This is a genomic window from Streptococcus equinus, from assembly GCF_049393735.1.
In the GTDB taxonomy this organism is placed as follows: Bacteria; Bacillota; Bacilli; order Lactobacillales; family Streptococcaceae; genus Streptococcus; species Streptococcus equinus_G.
The window spans coordinates 880,544-903,438 of record NZ_CP185946.1 but is presented as its reverse complement, the minus strand read 5'-3'; the positions used below and the strand labels follow the sequence as shown (position 1 = coordinate 903,438).

The 22,895-nt window shown below is 35.8% G+C and carries 22 protein-coding genes; 9 read left to right on the top strand and 13 right to left on the bottom strand.

Annotation, left to right across the window (positions count from 1 at the left end; genetic code table 11):
- Nucleotides 1-122: 122 nt before the first annotated feature.
- The 9 genes from topA to ACNTMY_RS04475 all read left to right on the top strand — a co-directional run bounded on the left by topA (nt 123) and on the right by ACNTMY_RS04475 (nt 11,023).
- The gene (gene topA / locus ACNTMY_RS04515) at nt 123-2,261 is read left to right on the top strand and encodes a type I DNA topoisomerase (protein WP_423216810.1); all 2,139 of its coding nucleotides are present in this window, start codon (nt 123-125) and stop codon (nt 2,259-2,261) included.
- A gap of 140 nt (nt 2,262-2,401) precedes the next feature.
- Nucleotides 2,402-3,067 (top strand): SatD family protein, encoded by a 666-nt coding sequence (locus ACNTMY_RS04510; RefSeq protein WP_423216809.1) that lies wholly within the window; start codon nt 2,402-2,404, stop codon nt 3,065-3,067.
- Entirely contained in the window at nt 3,067-3,786 is a 720-nt protein-coding gene (locus ACNTMY_RS04505; protein WP_423216808.1) for a DUF3307 domain-containing protein, read from the top strand. The genes ACNTMY_RS04510 and ACNTMY_RS04505 overlap by 1 nt, the downstream gene beginning before the upstream one ends.
- Nucleotides 3,787-3,970: 184 nt before the next feature.
- Nucleotides 3,971-5,308: a methylenetetrahydrofolate--tRNA-(uracil(54)-C(5))-methyltransferase (FADH(2)-oxidizing) TrmFO gene (gene trmFO / locus ACNTMY_RS04500; RefSeq protein ID WP_423216807.1), complete on the top strand. Its 1,338-nt coding sequence runs from the start codon at nt 3,971-3,973 to the stop codon at nt 5,306-5,308.
- 26 nt (nt 5,309-5,334) lie between these two features.
- On the top strand, nt 5,335-6,156 hold the full coding sequence (locus ACNTMY_RS04495; RefSeq protein WP_423216806.1) for a TIM barrel protein: 822 nt from the start codon (nt 5,335-5,337) through the stop codon (nt 6,154-6,156).
- A 435-nt stretch (nt 6,157-6,591) separates the two neighbouring features.
- Nucleotides 6,592-7,344 (top strand): ABC transporter ATP-binding protein, encoded by a 753-nt coding sequence (locus ACNTMY_RS04490; protein ID WP_423216805.1) that lies wholly within the window; start codon nt 6,592-6,594, stop codon nt 7,342-7,344.
- Between the two features lies 1 nt (nt 7,345).
- Nucleotides 7,346-9,331, top strand: coding sequence for an FtsX-like permease family protein (locus ACNTMY_RS04485; protein ID WP_423216804.1), 1,986 nt, complete (start codon nt 7,346-7,348; stop codon nt 9,329-9,331).
- 88 nt (nt 9,332-9,419) lie between these two features.
- Nucleotides 9,420-10,082 (top strand): DNA-binding response regulator, encoded by a 663-nt coding sequence (locus tag ACNTMY_RS04480; protein ID WP_423216803.1) that lies wholly within the window; start codon nt 9,420-9,422, stop codon nt 10,080-10,082.
- On the top strand, nt 10,079-11,023 hold the full coding sequence (locus ACNTMY_RS04475; protein WP_423216802.1) for a sensor histidine kinase: 945 nt from the start codon (nt 10,079-10,081) through the stop codon (nt 11,021-11,023). Before ACNTMY_RS04480 ends, ACNTMY_RS04475 begins: the two co-directional genes overlap by 4 nt.
- 180 nt (nt 11,024-11,203) lie before the next feature.
- Here the strand turns inward: ACNTMY_RS04475 and xerS are convergent, their stop codons facing one another.
- The 13 genes from xerS to dhaL form a co-directional block, all read right to left on the bottom strand.
- A complete protein-coding gene (gene xerS / locus ACNTMY_RS04470; RefSeq protein WP_423216801.1) occupies nt 11,204-12,274 on the bottom strand; it encodes a tyrosine recombinase XerS in 1,071 nt (356 codons plus the stop codon).
- 580 nt (nt 12,275-12,854) lie between these two features.
- Nucleotides 12,855-14,426, bottom strand: a complete 1,572-nt coding sequence (gene ffh / locus ACNTMY_RS04465) for a signal recognition particle protein (RefSeq protein WP_423216800.1) — start codon at nt 14,424-14,426, stop codon at nt 12,855-12,857.
- 46 nt (nt 14,427-14,472) lie between these two features.
- The gene (locus ACNTMY_RS04460; protein WP_004231629.1) at nt 14,473-14,805 is read right to left on the bottom strand and encodes a putative DNA-binding protein; all 333 of its coding nucleotides are present in this window, start codon (nt 14,803-14,805) and stop codon (nt 14,473-14,475) included.
- A gap of 301 nt (nt 14,806-15,106) precedes the next feature.
- Complete coding sequence (locus ACNTMY_RS04455; RefSeq protein ID WP_014334717.1) at nt 15,107-15,805, bottom strand: GntR family transcriptional regulator; 699 nt, start codon at nt 15,803-15,805, stop codon at nt 15,107-15,109.
- A gap of 349 nt (nt 15,806-16,154) precedes the next feature.
- Nucleotides 16,155-16,943, bottom strand: coding sequence for a DUF4393 domain-containing protein (locus ACNTMY_RS04450; protein WP_423216799.1), 789 nt, complete (start codon nt 16,941-16,943; stop codon nt 16,155-16,157).
- Between the two features lie 15 nt (nt 16,944-16,958).
- Nucleotides 16,959-18,692: a DUF2075 domain-containing protein gene (locus ACNTMY_RS04445; RefSeq protein WP_423216798.1), complete on the bottom strand. Its 1,734-nt coding sequence runs from the start codon at nt 18,690-18,692 to the stop codon at nt 16,959-16,961.
- 148 nt (nt 18,693-18,840) lie between these two features.
- A complete protein-coding gene (locus ACNTMY_RS04440) occupies nt 18,841-19,005 on the bottom strand; it encodes a hypothetical protein (RefSeq protein ID WP_423216797.1) in 165 nt (54 codons plus the stop codon).
- 10 nt (nt 19,006-19,015) lie between these two features.
- Complete coding sequence (locus ACNTMY_RS04435) at nt 19,016-19,375, bottom strand: hypothetical protein (protein ID WP_423215509.1); 360 nt, start codon at nt 19,373-19,375, stop codon at nt 19,016-19,018.
- 4 nt (nt 19,376-19,379) lie between these two features.
- Nucleotides 19,380-20,795, bottom strand: coding sequence for a Y-family DNA polymerase (locus tag ACNTMY_RS04430; RefSeq protein WP_423216796.1), 1,416 nt, complete (start codon nt 20,793-20,795; stop codon nt 19,380-19,382).
- On the bottom strand, nt 20,796-20,999 hold the full coding sequence (locus tag ACNTMY_RS04425) for a hypothetical protein (RefSeq protein WP_021142260.1): 204 nt from the start codon (nt 20,997-20,999) through the stop codon (nt 20,796-20,798). It abuts the gene before it with no gap.
- A 1-nt stretch (nt 21,000) separates the two neighbouring features.
- A complete protein-coding gene (locus ACNTMY_RS04420) occupies nt 21,001-21,687 on the bottom strand; it encodes a LexA family transcriptional regulator (protein ID WP_423216795.1) in 687 nt (228 codons plus the stop codon).
- A gap of 126 nt (nt 21,688-21,813) precedes the next feature.
- Nucleotides 21,814-22,191: a dihydroxyacetone kinase phosphoryl donor subunit DhaM gene (gene dhaM / locus ACNTMY_RS04415; protein WP_423216794.1), complete on the bottom strand. Its 378-nt coding sequence runs from the start codon at nt 22,189-22,191 to the stop codon at nt 21,814-21,816.
- The gene (gene dhaL, locus ACNTMY_RS04410) at nt 22,184-22,774 is read right to left on the bottom strand and encodes a dihydroxyacetone kinase subunit DhaL (protein WP_423216793.1); all 591 of its coding nucleotides are present in this window, start codon (nt 22,772-22,774) and stop codon (nt 22,184-22,186) included. Before dhaL ends, dhaM begins: the two co-directional genes overlap by 8 nt.
- Nucleotides 22,775-22,895: the final 121 nt, after the last annotated feature.

Sequence of the window (22,895 nt, the reverse complement as noted above, 5' to 3'; positions counted from 1 at the left end):
TTTAGAGAATTATTTTATTTGAATTTTTTAAAATCTTTTCTATTAAATACAACTTTTTTATTGACAGTTTTAAAAAAGCGGGGTATCATGTTATAAGTTTATTACTGATAGGAAGTGAGCTTATGGCAACGACTACTACAAAAGCCCAAACAGCTGTTAAAAAAACTAGTAAAAAAACAACAAAGAAAAAAACAGCTGCCAAGAAAAACTTGGTTATTGTGGAATCACCAGCTAAAGCAAAAACAATTGAGAAATATCTAGGACGCAACTATAAAGTTGTCGCTTCGGTTGGTCATATCCGCGATTTGAAAAAATCAAGTATGTCTATTGATTTTGAGAACAATTATGAACCGCAATACATCAACATCCGTGGTAAAGGTCCTTTAATCAATGATTTGAAAAAAGAGGCTAAAAAATCTAAAAAAGTTTATCTCGCAAGTGACCCGGACCGTGAGGGAGAAGCAATTTCATGGCATTTAGCACATATTTTAGGTCTTGATGAAAATGATAAAAACCGTGTTGTTTTCAACGAAATCACTAAAGATGCTGTCAAAAATGCCTTTGTCGAACCACGTCAAATTGACATGGATTTAGTGGATGCACAACAAGCTCGTCGTGTACTTGACCGTATTGTTGGTTATTCTATTTCACCACTACTTTGGAAAAAAGTTAAAAAAGGTCTTTCAGCAGGACGTGTACAATCTGTTGCACTGAAATTGATTATTGACCGTGAAAATGAAATTAAAGCCTTTAAACCTGAAGAATACTGGACAATCGATGGTTTCTTCAAAAAAGGAACTAAAAAATTTCAAGCCGCTTTTTATGGCATTGACGGCAAAAAATTAAAACTTAACACTAACGAAGAAGTTCAAGAAGTTCTTGCTCGACTTACTAGTGATGAATTCAATGTAGCCAAAGTTGAAAAGAAAGAACGTCGTCGTAATGCACCACTTCCATATACAACATCATCTCTTCAACAAGATGCTGCTAACAAAATCAACTTCCGTACACGTAAGACTATGATGGTCGCTCAACAATTGTACGAAGGAATTAGTCTCGGTAAGAGTGGTACTCAAGGTTTAATCACTTATATGCGTACTGACTCTACACGTATCAGTCCTGTAGCTCAAAATGATGCTGCAAGCTTTATTACTGAACGTTTCGGCGAAAACTATTCTAAACACGGTAGTCGCGTTAAGAACGCATCTGGTGCACAAGACGCCCACGAAGCAATTCGTCCTTCAAATGTTAATTTAACACCTGAATCAATTGCAAAACACTTAGATAAAGACCAGTTAAAACTTTACACACTGATTTGGAATCGATTTGTTGCAAGTCAAATGACTGCAGCTATCTTTGATACCATGAAAGTTAATTTAGAGCAAAATGGTGTTCGCTTTACAGCAAATGGTAGTAAAGTCAAGTTCGATGGTTATTTAGCCGTTTACAACGACTCTGATAAAAACAAGATGCTACCTGATATGGTTGAAGGCGATGTTGTTAAGAAAGTTTCTACAAATCCTGAACAACACTTCACTCAACCACCAGCACGTTATTCTGAAGCAACTCTTATCAAGACATTGGAAGAAAATGGTGTTGGTCGTCCATCAACTTATGCGCCAACGCTTGATGTCATCCAAAGACGTTACTATGTTCGTTTGGTTTCAAAACGTTTTGAGCCAACTGAACTCGGTGAAATTGTCAATAATCTAATCGTTGAATTCTTCCCTGATATCGTTGATGTCAAATTTACAGCCGATATGGAAGGTAAGCTTGATGAAGTCGAAGAAGGTAAAGAACAATGGCAAAAAGTTATTGACGCTTTCTACAAACCATTTGAAAAAGAACTAGCAAAAGCTGAAACAGAAATCGAAAAAATTCAAATCAAAGACGAACCTGCTGGTTTTGATTGTGACCTCTGCGGACACCCAATGGTTATCAAGTTGGGGCGCTACGGTAAATTCTACGCTTGTAGTAATTTCCCTGAGTGCCACAACACAAAAGCAATTACCAAAGAAATTGGTGTTACTTGTCCAACTTGTGGTGAAGGTCAAGTTATCGAACGTAAAACCAAACGTAACCGTATCTTCTATGGTTGCGACAAATATCCAGAATGTGAATTCACTTCATGGGACAAACCAGTCGGACGTTCTTGTCCAAAATGTGGTCAATTCCTTGTTGAGAAGAAAATTCGTGGCGGCGGTAAACAAGTCGTCTGCAGCAATGAAGAATGTGACTACGAAGAAGCAAAAGTTAAATAAAACAATCAACCTTGCAATTTCTTTTGCAAGGTTTTTTATACATATTTCATTGCTGTTATAATAGACTTTTTAAATAATTTCCGTTATAACAGACTTTTTTTGATAAGTCTGTTATAATAGACCTATAAGAGAGGTAGCCTATGAATTATTTTGCAGTAATTGGCGATATTATTGATTCAAAGAAAATCGATAACCGCTATCAAGTCCAAAAAACGTTAGAAACTTGCTTAAATGATTTAAATAATGAATATCAAGCCGTTTTAGTATCCAAATTCTCCATCACACTTGGTGATGAATTCCAAGGATTACTTAGTCTTGATGCTCCAGTATTTCAAATCATTGACCGTATCAATCTAGCTATGCAACCTTATCAAGTACGGTTTGGAGTTGGCGTAGGAAAGATTCTAACGGATATCAACCCAGAACTAAGTATTGGTGCAGATGGTCCGGCGTATTGGCATGCTAGAAAAGCGATTAATTATATTCACCAGAAAAATGATTATGGTAATACGCAAATCGCTGTTTATTCTGATAATGAAGAGAAAATTAGTATCATCAACACCTTAATTGCAAGCAGCGAAGCTATCAAATCTGACTGGCGAGCAAGTCAGAAAGTGGTTTTAAAAGAACTTCTAAGCATGGGAATATATGATGAACACTTTGACCAAAAACAATTAGCTAAACGTCTAGAATTGTCAACTAGTGCTCTTTCAAAACGCTTAAAAAGCAGCAACATCAAAATATACTTACGTGCTCGAAATGCTGCACTACAGGCACTAAAACACATCGGAGAGGAGCTATATTAATGCCAATTATAGGACTGTCACACTATTTAATCCAAAATCCTACACTGACTTTACTATTGATTTGTCACTTTTTATCTGATTTTCAACTTCAAAGTCAAACTGTCGCAGACCGTAAAAATTCGGATATAAAATACCTTATGATTCACTTGTTTGGCGTTGCATTTCCGCTAATTCTTGTGACTTGTCTTTTACCAAACCTCTGGGTGATTAGCATGACTATTCTCCTTAGTCACGCTCTTATTGATTTTGGGAAATCTTATGTAGCCCAGTGGTTGAGCTTAAGTGACATGGTAACTTTTCTTTTTGACCAGATACTTCATATAGTAATTATCCTTTTTCTAATGAAAAATCCCCCTATCAGCTTCATAGCAAGCGAACAAATAGGGCAATGCTTCAATATGATTTTGTTTCTTGTATTGATTACTAAACCGACTAATGTCTTTTTTAAGATTTTCTTTCAAAAATATCAGCCACAAGACAATCAAAAAATGGATACTATCCCGGGAGCAGGAGCTACTATTGGTCTTTTAGAACGTATTGTAATGAGTATTTGTATCATTTTTAATCAGTTCGCCTCAATTGGCTTAGTCTTTACAGCAAAATCTATTGCACGTTATAACAAAATTTCAGAAAGTCCAACATTTGCAGAATATTATTTGATTGGATCATTATTTAGTATTTTAAGTGTTTTGCTAGCTGCTTGGATTTGTTTGTTTTAGCGTTTTTACATAACTTTAATTATGTTTACAACTTTAAATATTTGTTTGTATTTCAATGATTTTATGTTATGATAGTCAAGTATTAAAAATAGAAAGATTCAGATATGGGAAATCCCCATGTCTGGAAGCGATGGCAGATTGGCTTATTTAGCCATTTTGACGTCGTTTTGGAGGTATTAGTATATTGTCTCAATCATCATACATTAACGTTATTGGAGCTGGTTTAGCTGGCTCTGAAGCAGCTTATCAGATTGCTAAGCGCGGTATTCCAGTTAAACTTTACGAAATGCGTGGCGTTAAACCAACTCCTCAGCATAAAACTGATAAATTCGCTGAGCTTGTCTGCTCAAATTCACTTCGTGGTGACAGTTTAACAAATGCTGTTGGTCTTTTGAAAGAAGAAATGCGTCGCTTGGATTCTGTCATCATGAGAGCTGCTGAAAGCACTCGTGTACCAGCTGGCGGTGCTCTTGCTGTTGACCGTGACGGATTTTCACAAATGGTAACTGATGAAGTTACAAACCACCCACTTATCGAAGTTATCCGTGAAGAAATCACTGAAATTCCTGACGATGCTATCACAGTCATCGCTAGTGGACCACTTACTTCAGATGCCTTGGCTGCAAAAATCCACGAATTAAATGGTGGAGACGGCTTCTATTTCTACGACGCGGCAGCACCAATCGTTGATAAAAGTTCTATCGACATGGACAAAGTTTATCTTAAATCACGTTACGATAAAGGGGAAGCTGCTTATCTTAACTGCCCAATGACAAAAGAAGAATTCATGGCTTTCCATGAAGCTCTTGTCAACGCTGAAGAAGCTCCGCTTAATTCATTTGAAAAAGAAAAATACTTCGAAGGTTGTATGCCAATTGAAGTTATGGCAAAACGTGGCATTAAAACAATGCTTTATGGTCCAATGAAACCAGTTGGTCTTGAGTATCCAGACGACTACAAAGGTCCACGTGATGGTGAATTTAAAACACCATATGCCGTTGTTCAATTGCGTCAAGATAACGCTGCTGGCAGCTTATTTAACATTGTTGGTTTCCAAACTCACCTTAAATGGGGTGAACAAAAACGTGTTTTCCGCATGATTCCAGGTCTAGAAAATGCTGAATTTGTCCGTTACGGCGTTATGCACCGTAACTCATACATGGATTCTCCAAATCTTTTGACAGAAACATTTGCTACACGTCAAAATCCAAATCTTTTCTTCGCTGGACAAATGACTGGTGTTGAAGGTTATGTAGAATCTGCTGCATCAGGTCTTGTAGCTGGTATCAATGCTGTGCGTCGTTTCAAAGGTGAAGAACCTGTTATCTTCCCTCAAACAACAGCTATTGGTGCATTGCCACACTACATCACTCATGCTGAAAGCAAACATTTCCAACCAATGAATGTTAACTTTGGTATCGTTAAAGAACTTGAAGGACCACGTATCCGCGATAAAAAAGAACGTTATGAAAAAGTTGCTGAACGTGCTTTGAAAGACTTAGAAGAATACCTTAACGTATAACCTATTGATCAAAGAAGAGGTGCACAATGTTTCCAATTCAATTAGGACTAAAAGCAAGTTGCAATCCAGAACAAATGATGACACGTTTGAAATATCAGCCAGATGTTTTTGAATTTTTCACAAGTGAGGATGATTTTACACCTGAAGGACTTGTACAACTTGAAAATGCTGTTCATACCGTAAGAGATACTTGTGTTAAAACAATCGTACTTCACCATCCAATGAAATATCATGGACGCTTTTTAGAACTTGTTGCCCACCCTTCAAATAACGCTGAATTAGTTGATTTTATTGATTTTTCGACAGAAAAATTGTTGGAAATCGCTGAAAAATACGATTGTAAAGTTTTAGTTCATGGTTCGTACGAACTTCAAGAAAAAGATTTGTTAGAACCATTTAAAACCATTGAAGGAGCAAGAGAATATCTATTTTCTCGTATGGATTATTTTTACAAGATTGGGCATGAACACATTATTTTTGAAAATGGTATTTCAATACTATATTCATATGGTAATCCAGAGTTAGACCAAATCATTGCTAAAAAGGGCTACCAACTTGCTTACGATATTTCTCATGCTTTTATCTTTCTTCATGGTGACAACAAAGCCTTGCAAGAATCTCTAAGAGTATTGAAAAATAATATTGTTCATTATCATTTAGTAGATTCATTTGGAAAAACGCACGACAGCTTGACGCTCGGACATGGAAAAATTGATTGGGCGAAAGCTCTGCCATTCTTTAATGAAAAGGCAAGTAGCATATATGAAATTAATCTAAAAGATTTGACAAACCCAGTTGAACAACTAGAAAGTCATGACTATCTCAAGAAAATCGCTAGTCAGCTATAATGACAAGTCCAGGACTATTAAAGTCTTGGACTTTTTTCTTACATTTTTGTAAGTTTTCTCCCGAAAAGTGTAAGAATAAAAGACTTTGTTTTCGATAGAATAAAGATGTCAAGAAGAAAGGAGTAGCAAAGTGACTAATAATATTAAAAGGTACATCACTTTAGGAAATACTTTTATCGTTTGGCTTATGTTGCTCTTTTTAGGTTCGATTATTTACATCATTTTCTATGTACTTGGCATTAAAAGGTAGAAGGGGGAGGTTATTATGGTTGAATTCTATAGTTTAGTAACAATTCTATCGGTCATTGTAGGAGGAGTAGTTAGCTTAGCTCTTTGGTACTGGAGCGGTAGAAGACCACTAAAAAAGACTTGAAAAATAAAAGCAGAAGTAGAGTTTCAAAACCAAAAAAGATATAATGAAACAAAGGAGAAATTATGTTACTAGAAATCAATCACTTAGAAAAAGTATTTCGCACGCGCTTTTCAAAAGAAGTGACACGCGCACTGCAAGATGTTGATTTTAAGGTCGATGAAAAAGAGTTCATCGCAATCATGGGAGAATCAGGATCAGGTAAAACAACTTTGCTAAATATTTTGGCAACGCTTGAAAAGCCAACAAACGGCTCTGTGTTTCTAAACGGTCAAGAAATTACAAAAATAAAAGAAAGTAAGTTAGCTGATTTCCGCTTGAAAAATCTGGGATTTGTTTTCCAAGATTTTAATCTGCTTGATACATTGTCTGTTAAGGATAATATCTTTTTACCTTTGGTGCTTGGTCGTATTAACTATCAAGAAATGGAAAAGCGCATTGCAACACTCGCTCCTAAATTACACATTGAAGAGTTGCTTGAAAAACGTCCATTTGAACTATCTGGTGGTCAAAAGCAACGTGTTGCTATCGCTCGTAGCTTGATCACACATCCACAAATACTTTTAGCTGATGAACCGACAGCAGCGCTAGATTACAAAAATTCAGAAGACATTTTAAATCTTTTTGAAGAAATTAATAACGATGGTCAAACACTTCTTATGGTAACTCACTCAGCAAATGCAGCAAGTCATGCAAAGCGTGTGCTGTTCATCAAAGACGGTCGTATTTTCCATCAGATTTATCGTGGAAATAAAACCAATCAAGAATTCAGTAAAGACATTTCACTTGCTATGACAGCCCTTCTAGGAGGTGAGTAAAATGCTCTATGCTAAATTAGCTTGGTCAAATCTAAAAAAATCATTTAACATCTTTGCGCCATTTTTACTAGCAAGTATTGTACTATTTATTCTAGATTGTTCCACACTATTGATACTGTATAGTCCAATCTCTGAAGACATGATGTATAGCAATACCGTTCTTGGACTTGCTATCATTATCTTAATGATTTTCACAATCATTATGGAAATATACAGCTATAATTTCTTACTTAAACAACGAAGTAAAGAGTTTGGTCTGTATAACATTTTAGGAATGAATCGCAAGCAGGTTAGCTTAGTATCAACGATTGAATTGATTCTGGCATTTCTTGGTATTGTCATACTAGGTAGTGTGTTATCAGCAATTTTTTCTCAGCTTTTCTACCTCATTTTTGTTAATCTTTTACATTATGATAAACTCATTTTATCTTTAACTCCGATAGCATTTATTCTAAATATCGTTGCATTTGCCGTAATATTTGTTTTCCTAGAGATTGTCAATCTCGTTACCATTTTTCGTTCATCACCGCTTAACTTATTTAAACGTCAAGAAAAAGGTGAAAAAGAACCTCGAGGTAATATCATTCTTGCCTTACTAAGCCTTATCTGCCTTGGTTCTGGTTATTATTTATCAGTGACTTCTGAAAAAATATCTGCGCTAGTCGTGGTATATCGATTCTTTATCGCAGTAGTATTAGTCATTGTTGGTACCTATTTCTTTTACATTAGTTTTATAACATGGTTCTTAAAACGCCGTCGCAAGAATAAAAAATATTTTTACACGCCCGAACATTTTGTAACAACTTCACAAATGATTTTCAGAATGAAACAAAATGCAGTTGGTCTAGCTAATATCACGTTACTTGCCATCATGTCTTTTGTAGCGATTGCGACAACAACGTCATTGTACGTCAGTGGACAAAATCAACTTGATACCTTGTTTCCTGAACACACACAGATTACGTTGACTAATTACATTAACTCAAATGACGATTCAAAAACGCTCACTGAGGGCGATTTCACTGATATTCTCAAAAGACAAGTTAGTGATAAACTCGGAAAATCAAATGATGATTTTCTAACTTATCAATCCGATATGGCAGCTTTCTCTGTTCCAACAGAAAAAACAATGACACTTACAGACCATGATGTTAAACACCCAAACGTTAGTGCATTTGGATCCGTTTATATGACAACACAAGATGATTTCAGAGCACTAGGAAATGATATTCCAATACTAAAAGACAATGAAATTGCTTTTTATAAACAAAAAGGAGATAGCCAACTTGAAGAATTAACTTTATTTGATAAGACATTTAAAAATGTGAAAAACTTCAAGTCAGCAACATTCCCGGAATTTGGAAATTCATATAATCCCTGCGTCATTGTCTTTAGCGATGATTCTGTAATGACAGAAGTTGAAACTCTTTTTAAAGAACATAATATGCAAATACAGGAAAATTTGATCGCTTATGGTAATTTGACAGAAAATGAAATTAATAGCATTTCAAATGATATGGTATTGCCTGAGGATCAAATCCATAAAGAAGTTCAAGGTACTATCGAAACTAAAGAAAACTTCCGAAATGAAATGTATGCTATCACTGGAGGATTTCTCTTTACAGGATTTTTACTTGGACTTAGTTTCCTACTTGGAGCAGCTTTAATTATCTACTACAAACAATTAACAGAAGGTATCGAAGATAAAAAATCATACAAGATTCTACAAGAAGTAGGTATGAGCAAAGAAGCTGTGAAAAAAGCCATCAATTCGCAAACATTACTTGTTTTCTTCATGCCACTTGGAGTTGCAATTGTACACTTTATCTTTGCATTAACAATGTTAAAACAAATGCTATTACTTTTCGGGGTTACTGGCTCAAGTATGATTGTAGTGAGTGGTATTACAATACTAACCCTCATTATCGTTTACTTCCTAATCTATAAATTTACTAGCCGAACATACTATAAAGCAATCGAACGCTAGTTATAAAACTACTCTAAACTACAAAAATTTGATAAGAAAGTTCAGCTGAAAATGGTCGTAATGACCATTTTTTGCTACAATTAAAAATATGAAACAAGGAAAAATTTACATTGTCGAGGACGATAAAACTATCGTGACTTTACTAAAACAGCACTTGACTAAATCTTACGACGTTTTTAGCGTTAATAATTTTCGTGCTATTAAGCAAGAGATTGAAGAAATAAAGCCAGATCTCATCTTGATGGATATAACACTGCCTTACTTTAATGGCTTTTACTGGACGACTGAAATCCGTAAAACTATGACTTTACCTATTATCTTTATCTCTTCAAGTGATGATGAAATGGATACTGTCATGGCACTTAACATGGGCGGAGACGACTTTATTTCTAAGCCATTCTCTCTAACTATTTTGGATGCCAAGATTTCAGCATTTTTGCGTAGAGCATACCAGTTCACTTCTGACAACTATCAACTTGATGAATTTTCACTGTCACGTGATGGTATTTTGTCAAATGGAAGCGAGCAAATTAATCTTTCTCCAACAGAAAATAAAATCCTAAGCATCTTGTTTGAGCGTCAAAATCAAGTCGTCCCAAAAGAAGAATTGCTAGAAAAACTATGGGAGAATGAAAGTTTTATCGATCAAAATACTCTAAGTGTTAATATGACACGCCTACGTAAAAAAGTGCAACCAATTGGCTTTGATCGCATCCATACCGTGAGAGGAGTAGGGTACCTTCTAAAATGATTCGAAATTTTTTTAAAGAATACAGTATTTGGTATTTAACTTATGCTATATTAGCCAGTCTATTTCTAATAACATTTTTCCTATTTCATTTGCCACTTGCATATTTTGAAGTAAGTTTAAGTCTTAATATTACAATACTAATTTTTATTAGCATCTGGCAATACAACAAATTTAAGAAGAAACAATTAATTTTACAACAATTTATTTATGTAAAAGAGTTAGACGACTTTAACTTACCATCTGAAGAAGCATTTAAAAACATTATTTTTAAGCAAAAAGAAGAACAGGCTACTGAGGTTTTAAATCTTAAAACACAAATCGAAAACACCCAAAATCTGATTAAAATGTGGTCACATCAGATGAAAGTTCCTTTGTCAGCATTATCTCTTATGGCTCAAACAAATCAACTCCACCAAAAAGAGGTTGAACAGCAACTAAATCGACTCCAAAATTATTTAGACACTCTATTAAACTATTTGAAGTTTAATCAGAATAAAGATGATTTTCGTTTTGAAAAAATTTCAGTTAAAGATTGTGTAACTGAAATTGTAAAAAAATACCGAGTTTCATGCCTACTAAAACATCTTTCAGTAGAAGTTAGTGGTGATTGGCTACTTAACTCAGACCGTAAATGGGTAAATTTTGCTCTGACACAGCTTATTGATAATGCCATTAAGTATTCAAAAGATGGTGGAAAGATTTCTATTCAAATATCTAAAGGTTGTATTGAAATATCAGACAATGGTATTGGCATACTAGAAGAAGATTTGCCACGAATTTTTGAAGAAGGTTTTACTGGTTTTAATGGTCACGAACATCAAAAAGCTACTGGTCTTGGTCTTTACATGACAAAACAAGTCTTAGATAGTCTTAATTTAAATATTTCTATCAAAAGTCAAATCGACCAAGGGACTCAAGTTTTCATTACACCTCAAAAATAAAACCAAGACAAAATGTCTTGGTTTTTAACATTATTGATAGTGTTGATGTTTCGAAGATGTAATTACAATTATAAGTTTCTAAAAAACTATAGATTAATACATATTTCTATTTATGTAAAATCTAAATTCTAGCTTTATATTTCTACAAAATACCTGGCCCTTGATTGACCAGGTTTAATATTACAATTTATCCAAAGCGTTTTTCTGCTCATCGTTGACGATGTGAGTATACAGGTCAGTAACTTGTGTACTTGCATGACCAAGCTGGTGACTAACAAGCACTTGTGATTTAGTAGCACCATACAATCTTGTTGCTAACGTGTGACGTAGCTTGTGGGGTGTCACTCGAACTTTAAAGTCTTGTGAGTATTTAGCTACTAATTTTTCAATACTTGATGCATCAATTCGATTTGGAACACCACGATACTCTGTCAAAAATAATGCTTGATCTTGTTTTTCTGCTTTATACCGAGGTGCACGAATTTTTAAGTATTCTTCGAGATATGGTTTAGCAAAACCAGCAACATTAACAGAGTCTCGTTTTCCACCTTTACGAGTGACTTCGATAACCATCATATTAAGGTTTAAATCTTTTAAATCAAGATTAACTGCTTCAGAAAGACGAACACCAGAAGCAAGAAGAAGTGCAATAATAGCTAAATCTCGCTCCTTATTCTTCTGGAAGGAGGAGAGGGCACGGTGAGAGAGCTTGTTTTGGTACTCTTTGTCAATATATTCGATGAAGGCCATTGTTTCATCACCCAAAAATAGCTTGCCTTTGATGTTTTCCGCACGTGCAGCTAAAGTTTCTTTCTTTTTCTTAGTTGCAATCTTTTTCATGACATTTCGATAGAAGTAGGGGTCACCATTTTCATCCTCGACCTCTTCTGTCAGATACTTAAAAAGGCTTGAAAGCGCTGATAATGTGCGATTGATAGTAGTCTGAGAAGCCCCTTGCTTAGTTGAATAGGTATTGAGCGAAGGACGTTCACGCAAATAGAGAACGAAGGATTCCATGTCTTTTTTAGACAAATGCTCTAAAGTTGTTAGTTCAATGTCAGCAATTTTTTCAGCATTTGAAATCCCTGATTCAAGAATCCATTCAAAAAATCGTCGATATTCCTTGAGGTATTCGTATAAAGTCGTAAAACTATATGGCACAGAAAGTTTTGATTGGTAATAGTCAAGGACATACCAAGGCATTATTTTTTTTAATTCATCAATTTTTTCAAGTAATTTTTCGCGTTTCATCTAAAAATCTCCACAGATGTCTTTATAATAGTAGTTTATCATAGACTGATTTGTTTTTCAAGAAAATTACAGTTTTTCGGAAAGATGTAATGGTAAATTTTAGGAACAAGTACTTTATATTGATTTTTATATTTATCTCAAACACCCGATTTCATGCATTTTTTGCTACTAATAATTTTTAGCAACTACTTATTCTTCAATTTCTTTATTTAAAAAATCTTTTTTCGAAAAAATTTTTTCTTTTTTTATGACAGATAAACAATAAATCATTTAGCAAAAATCTTAAATCATGGCATTTATTAATTTTTTACATAAATCCTTATTTTATCTACTTTTAGGTGATTTTCAATAATTTTTCCGTGTTTTTCTGAAATTATTGTTTATATTCACCTTTCTGACACTTTTTTAGAATATTTTATGGCTAATTATCCGTAAAAACGTTCTAAAATGACCTTCTATTAGTCATTTCAAACTGTTTTTCATCAATGTAAGCGGATACTTCGTTTGAACCCTTGCTATTTATAATTGCTGATGTTTAAGAACATAAAAAGCCACGAATTATCGTGACTTTTTTACTTTATTATTTTTTATTACGTTTTTTCTTGGCTTTTTTCATTTTATTTGCCATGCGTTTCATAGATTGCTTCATGGCAAATTCTCCGATTTTACCTTTTAATCCGCCACCCATCATTTGGCTAAGATCCATATCTCCACCAAGTCCTGAAAGGTCTGGCATACCGTTTCCGCCCATCATTCCTTCAAGTGCTGACATATCCATACCATTCATGTTAGGCATATTTTTAGGCAAGTTATTTGGGTTAATACCCATTTTTTTCATCATTTTGTCCATGTCACCAGACATAACACCTTGCATCATTTGTTTTGCTTGGTTGAAATCTTTGATGAATTTGTTGACATCTACAAAGCTGTTTCCTGAACCAGCTGCAATACGACGACGGCGGCTAGGTGTTAGCAAATCAGGATTTTCACGTTCTTCAGGTGTCATTGATGACACGATAGCACGTTTACGAGCGACAGCTTTTTCATCAACTTTAAAGTTTTTAAGTGCAGGGTTATTAGCCATACCAGGAATCATCTTAAGAAGATCTTCCATTGGTCCCATATTTTGCACTTGATCAAGTTGTTCGATGAAATCGTTAAAGTCAAAGGTGTTTTCACGCATTTTTTCAGCGAGTTCCATTGAGCGTTTTTCATCATACTCTTGACTTGCTTTTTCAATCAATGTGAGCAAATCACCCATGCCGAGGATACGGCTTGACATACGGTCTGGGTGGAATGTTTCGATATCAGTGATTTTTTCACCAGTACCAGTGAATTTGATTGGCTTACCAGTGATTTCACGGATAGAAAGCGCCGCACCACCACGTGTATCACCATCAATCTTAGTCAAGACAACCCCTGTGATATCCAATTGTTTGTTGAATTCGTCAGCGACATTGGCAGCTTCTTGACCAATCATGCTATCAACAACCAAAAGAATTTCATTTGGTTTAGCAAGAGCTTTGACATCACGAAGTTCTTGCATCAAAGCTTCATCGATTTGCAGACGACCGGCTGTATCGATGATAACGTAGTCGTTGTGGTTTTCTTTAGCTTGTGCAAGACCGTTTGTTACGATTTCAACGGCTGAGTGGTCAGTTCCCATATCAAAGACTGGAACGTTGATTTGGCTACCAAGAGTCTTCAATTGGTCGATGGCTGCTGGACGATAGATATCAGCCGCAATCATCATTGGACGTGCATTTTCTTCTTTAATCAGCTTGTTAGCCAATTTACCAGCAAATGTCGTTTTACCAGCACCTTGAAGACCGACCATCATAATGATTGTAGGAATTTTAGGTGATTTTTCAAGCTCAGCTGTTTCAGAACCAAGGATTTCTGTTAATTCTTCGTTAACGATTTTAACGATTTGTTGTGTTGGGTCAAGTGTATCGATGATTTCATGACCAACAGCACGTTCACGAACGCGTTTGATAAATGTTTTAACGACCGGAAGAGCAACGTCAGCTTCAAGCAAAGCTAAACGAATCTCTTTAGTTACTTCTTGAACATCTTTTTCAGATAGCTTTTTCTTTCCGCGAATATTTTTAAAAACCCCTTGCAGGCGTTCTGTCAAACTTTCAAAAGCCATAATAAATTCTCCTACCTAAATCTATAAATTATCAATTATCTGTAAATTAATCTCGGTTATCAATACTGCTCAAAATGGCAATCTTTTCTTTCAAGAAATCATCTGATGGGTATTTATCCAAAATCTCATCAAAAATCTGACTGCGAACAATATAATCCGAATACATGTGCAGCTTCATCTCATAAGCTTCTAAAATCTTTTCAGTACGTTTGATATTATCATAAACTGCCTGACGGCTAACACCAAATTCCTCAGCAATCTCAGCCAAGCTATAGTCATCCGCATAATACAGTTCGATATAATTCATCTGCTTATCTGTCAAAAGCGCAGCATAAAACTCAAAAAGAGCATTCATACGATTGGTTTTTTCAATTTCCATAGCCTTTATTTTACCATATTTTAGCTAATTTTAATAGTCAGAATTAGTTAATCTCACCCAATAAGTCACAAAAATCGTAAGCGATATCATTTCAGAAGTAAAAATTAGTGTAACTTTCTTTAAAATGATACAATAAAGCAAGGTTGAGACTGAGTTTAAATCGGTGACGATTTATCCGAAGAGTGCATTTGCACTAGCTAAAGGTGCTGCCACCTTGATTTTTTCAAGGAAAATCCCCGAGGGTTCTCAACCTTTTTATATTTGATGACAAAAGAGAGCAAGAAAACTTGCTCTCTTATTTTTAATTATTCTCCAAATAAAATTCGAAGCGGTCGCCGACATACTGACTGTGTACGTACTCAAATGGTCTGCCGTCTGTGAAATATGAGACCTGTGTCAAAGCAAGTACGGCATGATTTTTTGGAACCTTAAGGTAGTTAGCCACGCGCTCACTCGCATTTTTGGCATAAATGGTTTGCTGACTCTTACCAATCTCATAGCCATTATCCGTCAAAGTCTGGAAGAAATGCTCCGTGATATCCTCACGCTTAAACTCACGAATCAACTTCTCTGGTATTGACGCCACCTCAAAAACAAGCGGCATATTATCCGCATAACGCACGCGCTCCATGCGAACCACATAATCACTAGGCTTCAGTTGCAACTGCTGAATCTCAGTCTCGTTGGCAGGCTTACGCTGATAAGAAACCACCTGAGATGACGGGGTCTTGCCTTGCGAACGCACAATCTCTGTGAAACTCGTTGTCCCGCGCATCTTCTCTTGCACACGATGACTCGCCACATAAGTCCCGCTACCCACACGGCGCTCAAGAATCCCTTCTTCCACCAAAAGCGTAATCGCCTGACGAAGCGTCATACGACTCACCTCGTAATCATCCGCCAAATCACGCTCACTCGGCAAACGCTGACCAATCTCCCAAAAACCATCGTCAATCTTTTTCTTTAACGCATCATGAATTCTAATATACGCTGGAATCATAACCTCTACTCCCGTTCTGTTCTAAATAACTTAGCTCTATTTTAGCATAAAATCAAGGAAGTTTTTAGTCACGGTATCATTTCTTTTGGAAAATGGCGGAGCTGTATAAAAGATTTTGAGAGAACAATGCTTGTTTTGAATTTTTGTAAGTGTGGATAAAATTAGCTAGCGCTGGAAGAATTGGGGAGAAAAAGAAAAAGTACTAACTGTTAGGTTAGTACTTTTTCTATACAGTTGATTACACTAATTACGCATACAAATTACAATAACGCTCTGCCTGATGAAATTCATCAAGATTTCAATGTAATTCGTTCACATTCCTCCCTTCAGCATGTCAGATCTAGATTTTTTAATAATACCTTATATCATCATCTAAACAAACTTCATAAAATGACCGTGATAGTGCATTAGTATTTACAAAACTTTTATCTTCATGGATATCATTTTGTGGATATTTTTCTTTTAATTCTCGATAGACTTCTTTATATCCTTTTGACTCACGAACAATATTATATACATCATCAGGAGAGTAAGCCTTTTTATTGTTTGGAATTTCAATCAGCCCCAATCTTTGAAGATTTGATAGAGAGACATTAGACTCATTATAATTGTCTTTCCAATTAAGATTATAATGATATTCATTATTACCTATATCTTGAACAACAGACAAATGAATTATTGGAGAAGCTTCACGCTCCATAATTTCTTTGAATAGAAGAGCATCATTTGGACTTAGTTGCTTGATTATTTCTACAAATGATGGATGAACTTTACTTTGCTCTGACTTTAACATAGCTCTAGCTAATAGATTGGCATACATATTCTTCAATTGTTCATTATCCATTGAATATGATATTGCTTCTAAAGCTGGAACTGCGATATACGGCTCCGGAGTAGTTAATTTTTCTTCAGAAATATCTCCCAATTTTTTCGCTAAAATAGCCTTAACTTCTTCTAACTTATATTCTCTTTTAGTTAGCCAAATATCAATAGGTAAAAATATACTATTTATAGCTCTAGGAATACGCCCAAAAAATTTTCCAATTTCCTGAACAGTGGGCTTCAAGCCATCTTTATAAGCCTCTGGAGCTACCTCTTTAGTTGCTTCTGTCATTAATTTCAAATCGTCAATTTCCATTCAATTCTCCTTATTCTATTTTCTCATCATCTCTTTCAACACTTTTTGCAATTCTTCATCGACAGCAAACAGATACAATCCATTTACTCCTCGTGTTAACAAGACATTTAATTCGTTTTTTAATAATGTTTCACCGAATTTCATTTTAGTTCCATCGGCTAGTGTTCTGTTGCGAATGGCTTTTTCGTTACAGCTAGCACTTGGATCAAAAATGATTTTTCCATCACGATATTTTACTGATGGCCCAATAATAACTGCAGCATAGTTTAAGTCAAATCCTTGGATGGTATACGTTGAACCAACTTCAGCAATTGTTTGTTTCTGTTCTGCCCAAGAAAGATTTTTTGTTGCTTTATCTTTTGGTAACTGTAAATTCCAAGGCATTGAAAATTTCCCAATTGTCACATTCCAATATTGGTCATCTTCTGGTTTAGCATTTTGCTTATATTTCCAATCATAAGTTGCTAACATTCGTGAAATACCATTTTCTTGATGTTGATTTTTCTCCTTGATGGCATCATACATTTCCTGTGGAGAATCAAATACTCTAAAATCATATTTATCATCTTTTCTGAATGGATAAATAACTTGCTTATCCACTAAGCTTCTAATCCAATCAATAGTTGATTGTTGGGCATTAATTCGCATTTGATTACGTAACGATACTACATATTCAGCATTTAATTTGATTACTGCAAAATCATCACTTTCCCAAACTTGTTCAGTTGTCAAAATCTGATTTTCATCAAAAACAGCTACAACAACTTTGGCGTTTGCTAATAAATCTTTTAAATGATTTTTTCCTCGATATGATTGTTTCCCCTGAGTTAATAATAAGTGCGCCTCATCAACAATAACAATATCAGCTTTTGAATTAGTTTTAGACTGTGAATTAATAAAGCTTGTTGGTTTCATAACAACATCAACGCCATTTTTATTCTTCAATCCTAATTTCTTAGCCAATTGCTGATAAACCGTTAATTGCTGCTCATGGTTAACCAAAAGATGGACAGACACCTTATCTTTATCAATAGGAAGCTCGTCTGAATTAAACAATTCATAAAGCAAACTGCTCATTAGAACAGTCTTCCCAGACCCAGCTTCTCCCTCGACTAAGATTAATTTTCCTTCAAGTTTTTTACCTAGAATTGAAATTATTTGAAGAAGGATATTATTTTTAGCATCGTCTTGTTCCCTTGTTAATTTATGAAAAGGTGATGCCTTAAACAGTGCCGAATCACGAATAACAGATTCTAATGGAAAAAGTACACTATTTAACGAATGTAACTTACGCCATACCTTTGAAAAAATTGAATCCATCATGTCAGCTGTATAATAATCATTTTGAGGATTTCCTCTTCTATTACTAACATTTTTTACAGATTCTGAACTTAATAAGTATTGTAGGAGTTTGTTTTCAATATCTAGCGTCAGCGATTTATTAAAATAACGATGACCTATGATATACATCTCAGAAGTTGTTGACCCTTTTAATTTTTTAAAATCTTCACGAGTCTCGTCATTTAAATGTTGTTTTGTCCGACGTTTAATATCAGAAGTTTCCCCGACGTAAACACTGTAATTGTGTTTTTTATTAGGTAGTTCATCATCAATGATATAAACCGTTGGATAATCTAAAAGTAATTGTTCCTCTTTCTCAGAGAGGTTCTTATCCTTAATAGCTTTTACCGAGAAAGAATTATAACTCACCTTTTCAATGATTGGTGAAATATTATCTTTAAGTGGCATAATCTCAATCCTTTTCTGAAAACGTTTCGTTGCTTTCTATTATATCACTTATATATCACTTAAAATCAAAAAATCTTGATTAATCAAACAAAAAAGCACTCTATCTAACAATAATGTCTAGGTAGCGTGCACTGTCTTATTTTTTTATTTACTTAGTCTTCCACCCCACTAACTGTCGTTGGCGTTTGCTGGCTTGGTCTGCGATTGTATTCATAACAGTTGTAAATTCTTTTGCAGTGCCGTTGTTAGATAACTCTGAAAAGCTTTCGTTATATTTATCAACTATTCTTTTTACTTCTACCTTTGTGGTCATTGTAGTCTCCTCACACTCCCTCGACTTCGACGCCGATTGCTAGAATGTCCTTGACTTTGATGAGGTGGTAGTGGGATTTTGTTTTGATAGTGATTTCTTGTGGTGTGATTTCGGTGATTTTACCTCTGAGTTGTTGGCTGTGGTCTTTGTCTTTTGCGGTTGTAAAAACACCAGTGAGGTGGCTGGTGTAGAGTTGGCTTAGGAGAAGGGCTTTTTGGTCTTTGGTAAGGTTGGTGTGTAGGAGTTCTTTGGTTTTGTCAGCTTTTAGTGAGCTGGTGTGTTCTGATAAGAAAAAGCCCATCCATTTTTCCATGCCTCTGTCGTAGTGCTCACGCGCCGCTTGAAATGGTAAATAACTACGGTCAATCATCTTCTTAACTTAATCCATCCAATCCACCTGCTGAATGCCCTCCGACCAATTTGCTGCGCTCTAAACTGCGTGAGGCTTCCTGCAGAGCATTAGCCTTTTGAATAGTTGTAAAGCCAAACTGGTCTCGGATGGCATCAATGGCTGATTGGAGCCTTTCTTCTTTTTCTATTTTTTCAATGTCATCAAATAAAGAAAACGTAGTGTACGATTCATCGACTAAGCCTGAATAAGATACCGCGATATGTCTGACAGCACCTGAATCGTATTTTTTGCGTAGCAGAGTTAAAACGTGCTCAGTCAGTTGCTTGGTGTTATTGCTAGGCTCGATTTTCATCTGCGCCTGAATGCGATGCTTTTTCTCTTGCTTTGAAAAGCCGACATAAATCGACACATTTGTCGCCTTCTTGTGAGCTCTTCTCAAGCGAATGGCAACCTGCTCTGCCATTTCCCTAAAAACTAACTCGATATCGGCTTTTTTGCGATAATCGCGTGGCAAAACCTGAGAATTGCCAATGCTCTTAGACTTAGGCTTGTAGGGCTGGTGAACGTTGCTTTCATCAATGCCGTTAGCATGAAAGAAGAGGTCAACCCCAACGATACCAAGCTCTTTCTTAAGAACATCAGGATTGAAATTAGCGAGTTCTTTGATGGTAAAAATACCAAGCTTATTAAGACGCTTTTCCATACGGCTGCCAATCCCCCAAAAGTCAGTCATCTTAGGAATCGCCCAAACCTTAGTCTCGACATCCTCATAAGACCAATTGGCACGCATGTTCTGATTGTGCTTGGCTTCGTTATCAAGAGCAAGCTTTGCAAGTAATGGATTGGCATTTGACATACCAACTGTTGAGTAGATGCCTGTCTTTTGCCAAATTTCTCGCTGAATCATAGCAGAAACCTTATCCAGCTTTTCTTTCTTACCTAGGGTCTTATCTGGGATAAAATAGTTCAGCGATGAAGTTAAATCAATAAAACCTTCGTCGATAGAGTAAGGCAGGATGTCTTCGATGCTGCCATAGTTTTGAAAGATATGCTGAATTTCTAGATTTTTCTCAATGTAACGGTCCATTCGCGGCGGCACAATCCAAGTTGCCTTTGCCCAATTTTCGATGTAAGCGACATATTCAGGCGTTGTAGGCAAACCTTGACGTTTGGCATTATAATAAGAAAACTTGCGCGTGTGAACATCAAACGGCAAATCATAAGCACGGCTAACGTTTGACGTTCCAAAAACTTTCTTAAATGTCGGTGAAGATGCTAAAATCAAGCCACTAGCATTTTCAGCACGGCTCATAACGCAAAGCGAAGTCTTCAAAGGATGCAAGCCACGGTCCACGCACTCCACACTAGCATAAAAGGACTTCATATCCACAAAGGCGATATCAGAACGCGGCTCTCGTGAATAATCAAAATAGCCCATCTAAGCCTCCATAGTAATTAAAATTGAATCATTAACCAAGAAAGCATAGGGTGAGAGTTCACTTTCTTTATCCTCTGGTAAATAAACTCTAGTAAAACGCTGGTGCATGACAGAATCCGCAAAATCATCCATATCAAAAATCTCAACCTTACTATCTGGTGCTAAATCATATGAATCCAAATCTAAAATATCTTTTAAATGCATCTTATCCTCCTATGATTGGCATGAAGTTGCCAACAATTTTTCCAACAATACGTGGATTTTCATCATATGGCGCAAACTTATCATCATAATCTTTATTAATTGATACTAAGCGCAGCCCATTTTCCTCGCGATAGACCTTTTTAATGTAAGTCTGTGAGTTCCAAACGACCGCATAAACTGCACCGTCGTAGTCAAAACCGGTCTCACGAATAAGAGCTACAGAACCATTCTGATAAGTAGGCTCCATCGAATCTCCGTCAATCCACGATGCAAAATCATGCGCCAAATCCTTATCAAAATAAACCGTATCATAGTCCATATCGTCATAGATATTAGTCCCGACACCAGCTGACAAACGCTCGTAAACCTTATAGGCAAAACGTGGCTCTGGCACGATAGAGACAACTTTTGATTGCTGTTCCAACAAATCTCTAACGTAAGTCAATGCATGTTCTTGATTTTGCTCAGTTAGCTGCTTGTATAAAGTCGCAATCTCAAGCTCACTAAAATAGCCATGCGACACCTGCAAAAGCTCTTCTAACTTTAGTAAATTAGCCTTTGTTGGCTGTGATGTTCCCTTCTCCCAAGCAAAGTAAGATTGCTTTGAAATGCCTAATTTCTTCGCTAACTCGGTCTGTTTTAGTCCAAGCTCCAAACGACGATTCTTCAATTTTTCAGGATAATACATCAAACTCACCTCTTTTTTATCTTAGATAATAACTGCTGATTTTATTAGTCAGTTATATAACTGACTTTATTATATAAAAAAAGTGGACTGATGTCCACTTTAAAATGATACGACTATAATTTATGCTTATTTGTCGATTTCAAGATCTTTTAATTGTTCAAGAACAGCTTCGAAAGGAAGTCCGGCTTGTAGCAATGCGCCTGCTGTATAAGCACCTTCAACGATTGGAACTTTTTGTAAAAGCACGTCTTTTTCAGACATTTCAGCAGCCATTTCAAGGTTCATTTTTGAAGAACCAAGGTCATAAAATCCCAAAAGAAGTTCACCTTCATTTTCGTCAATAGCATCTTTGATGCGTTCAAAACTTGTTCCGATTCTATCATCGTCCGTTCCTCCAGCAAATGTAATTGGCACATTTGAAGCAACTTGAGAGATGAATTCTGCTGTTCCTTTAGCAATGTCTTTTGAATGTGATGCAATAACAATACCAACTTTTTTAGCCATGTTCTACTTCCTCCGCTTCTATTAAAGCTTTAAATAACAACCCCGATGAAAATGAACCCGGATCGACAAGACCAGATGAACCATCTGCTAGATACGCTTGACGTCCCTTGGCTGCTCGTAAAAGAGCTGTCGCTAAAACGTACTCGTCGATACGTTCAGGTGTTAGCTGATTTTCTTTTAAATCATCTACGACAGGTGCCCAAACATCAACCATGGTTTTATCGCCGACTTTTGCTTGACCACGTCTTTGAATCATTTCTAGACCTTCTTTAATATCTTGGTAAAGCGTACCATCTTCTTTTTCAGCGTGCGCAATTCCAAAAAATGCTGAGCCGTATAGGGTTCCGGAGACACCTCCGACTTTTGTCAAAAGAAGCATTCCCGCATTCTTAAATAAATCAGCTGTTGATTCAAATTCTCTCGGTTCGACTTCGTTGACGACGGCTGTCATACCGCGCAGCATGTTTTCACCGTGATCACCATCACCACCCATGAAAGAATCCAATTCAGCTAAAACCTTCTCATTTTCCTGGATTTTTTCATAAAACAAGATGAGCCACCTTTTTGCAGTCTCTAATTTCATATAAGCACCCCTTTTATATCCTAAACACTGCTATATAGAAAACGCTATCAAAATCTCCTTCTCCTTAATTATAAAACTTTTTTAATAAAAGTTCTAAAAGAAAGTTGAAAAAGATATATTT

Coding starts and splice junctions, on each gene's coding strand:
- topA (WP_423216810.1), top strand. CDS start 123: ATGGCAACGACTACTACAAAAGCCCAAACAGCTGTTAAAAAAACTAGT.
- ACNTMY_RS04510 (WP_423216809.1), top strand. CDS start 2,402: ATGAATTATTTTGCAGTAATTGGCGATATTATTGATTCAAAGAAAATC.
- ACNTMY_RS04505 (WP_423216808.1), top strand. CDS start 3,067: ATGCCAATTATAGGACTGTCACACTATTTAATCCAAAATCCTACACTG.
- ACNTMY_RS04495 (WP_423216806.1), top strand. CDS start 5,335: ATGTTTCCAATTCAATTAGGACTAAAAGCAAGTTGCAATCCAGAACAA.
- ACNTMY_RS04490 (WP_423216805.1), top strand. CDS start 6,592: ATGTTACTAGAAATCAATCACTTAGAAAAAGTATTTCGCACGCGCTTT.
- ACNTMY_RS04485 (WP_423216804.1), top strand. CDS start 7,346: ATGCTCTATGCTAAATTAGCTTGGTCAAATCTAAAAAAATCATTTAAC.
- ACNTMY_RS04480 (WP_423216803.1), top strand. CDS start 9,420: ATGAAACAAGGAAAAATTTACATTGTCGAGGACGATAAAACTATCGTG.
- ACNTMY_RS04475 (WP_423216802.1), top strand. CDS start 10,079: ATGATTCGAAATTTTTTTAAAGAATACAGTATTTGGTATTTAACTTAT.
- xerS (WP_423216801.1), bottom strand. CDS start 12,274: ATGAAACGCGAAAAATTACTTGAAAAAATTGATGAATTAAAAAAAATA.
- ffh (WP_423216800.1), bottom strand. CDS start 14,426: ATGGCTTTTGAAAGTTTGACAGAACGCCTGCAAGGGGTTTTTAAAAAT.
- ACNTMY_RS04460 (WP_004231629.1), bottom strand. CDS start 14,805: ATGGAAATTGAAAAAACCAATCGTATGAATGCTCTTTTTGAGTTTTAT.
- ACNTMY_RS04455 (WP_014334717.1), bottom strand. CDS start 15,805: ATGATTCCAGCGTATATTAGAATTCATGATGCGTTAAAGAAAAAGATT.
- ACNTMY_RS04450 (WP_423216799.1), bottom strand. CDS start 16,943: ATGGAAATTGACGATTTGAAATTAATGACAGAAGCAACTAAAGAGGTA.
- ACNTMY_RS04445 (WP_423216798.1), bottom strand. CDS start 18,692: ATGCCACTTAAAGATAATATTTCACCAATCATTGAAAAGGTGAGTTAT.
- ACNTMY_RS04440 (WP_423216797.1), bottom strand. CDS start 19,005: ATGACCACAAAGGTAGAAGTAAAAAGAATAGTTGATAAATATAACGAA.
- ACNTMY_RS04435 (WP_423215509.1), bottom strand. CDS start 19,375: ATGATTGACCGTAGTTATTTACCATTTCAAGCGGCGCGTGAGCACTAC.
- ACNTMY_RS04430 (WP_423216796.1), bottom strand. CDS start 20,795: ATGGGCTATTTTGATTATTCACGAGAGCCGCGTTCTGATATCGCCTTT.
- ACNTMY_RS04425 (WP_021142260.1), bottom strand. CDS start 20,999: ATGCATTTAAAAGATATTTTAGATTTGGATTCATATGATTTAGCACCA.
- ACNTMY_RS04420 (WP_423216795.1), bottom strand. CDS start 21,687: ATGTATTATCCTGAAAAATTGAAGAATCGTCGTTTGGAGCTTGGACTA.
- dhaM (WP_423216794.1), bottom strand. CDS start 22,191: ATGGCTAAAAAAGTTGGTATTGTTATTGCATCACATTCAAAAGACATT.
- dhaL (WP_423216793.1), bottom strand. CDS start 22,774: ATGAAATTAGAGACTGCAAAAAGGTGGCTCATCTTGTTTTATGAAAAA.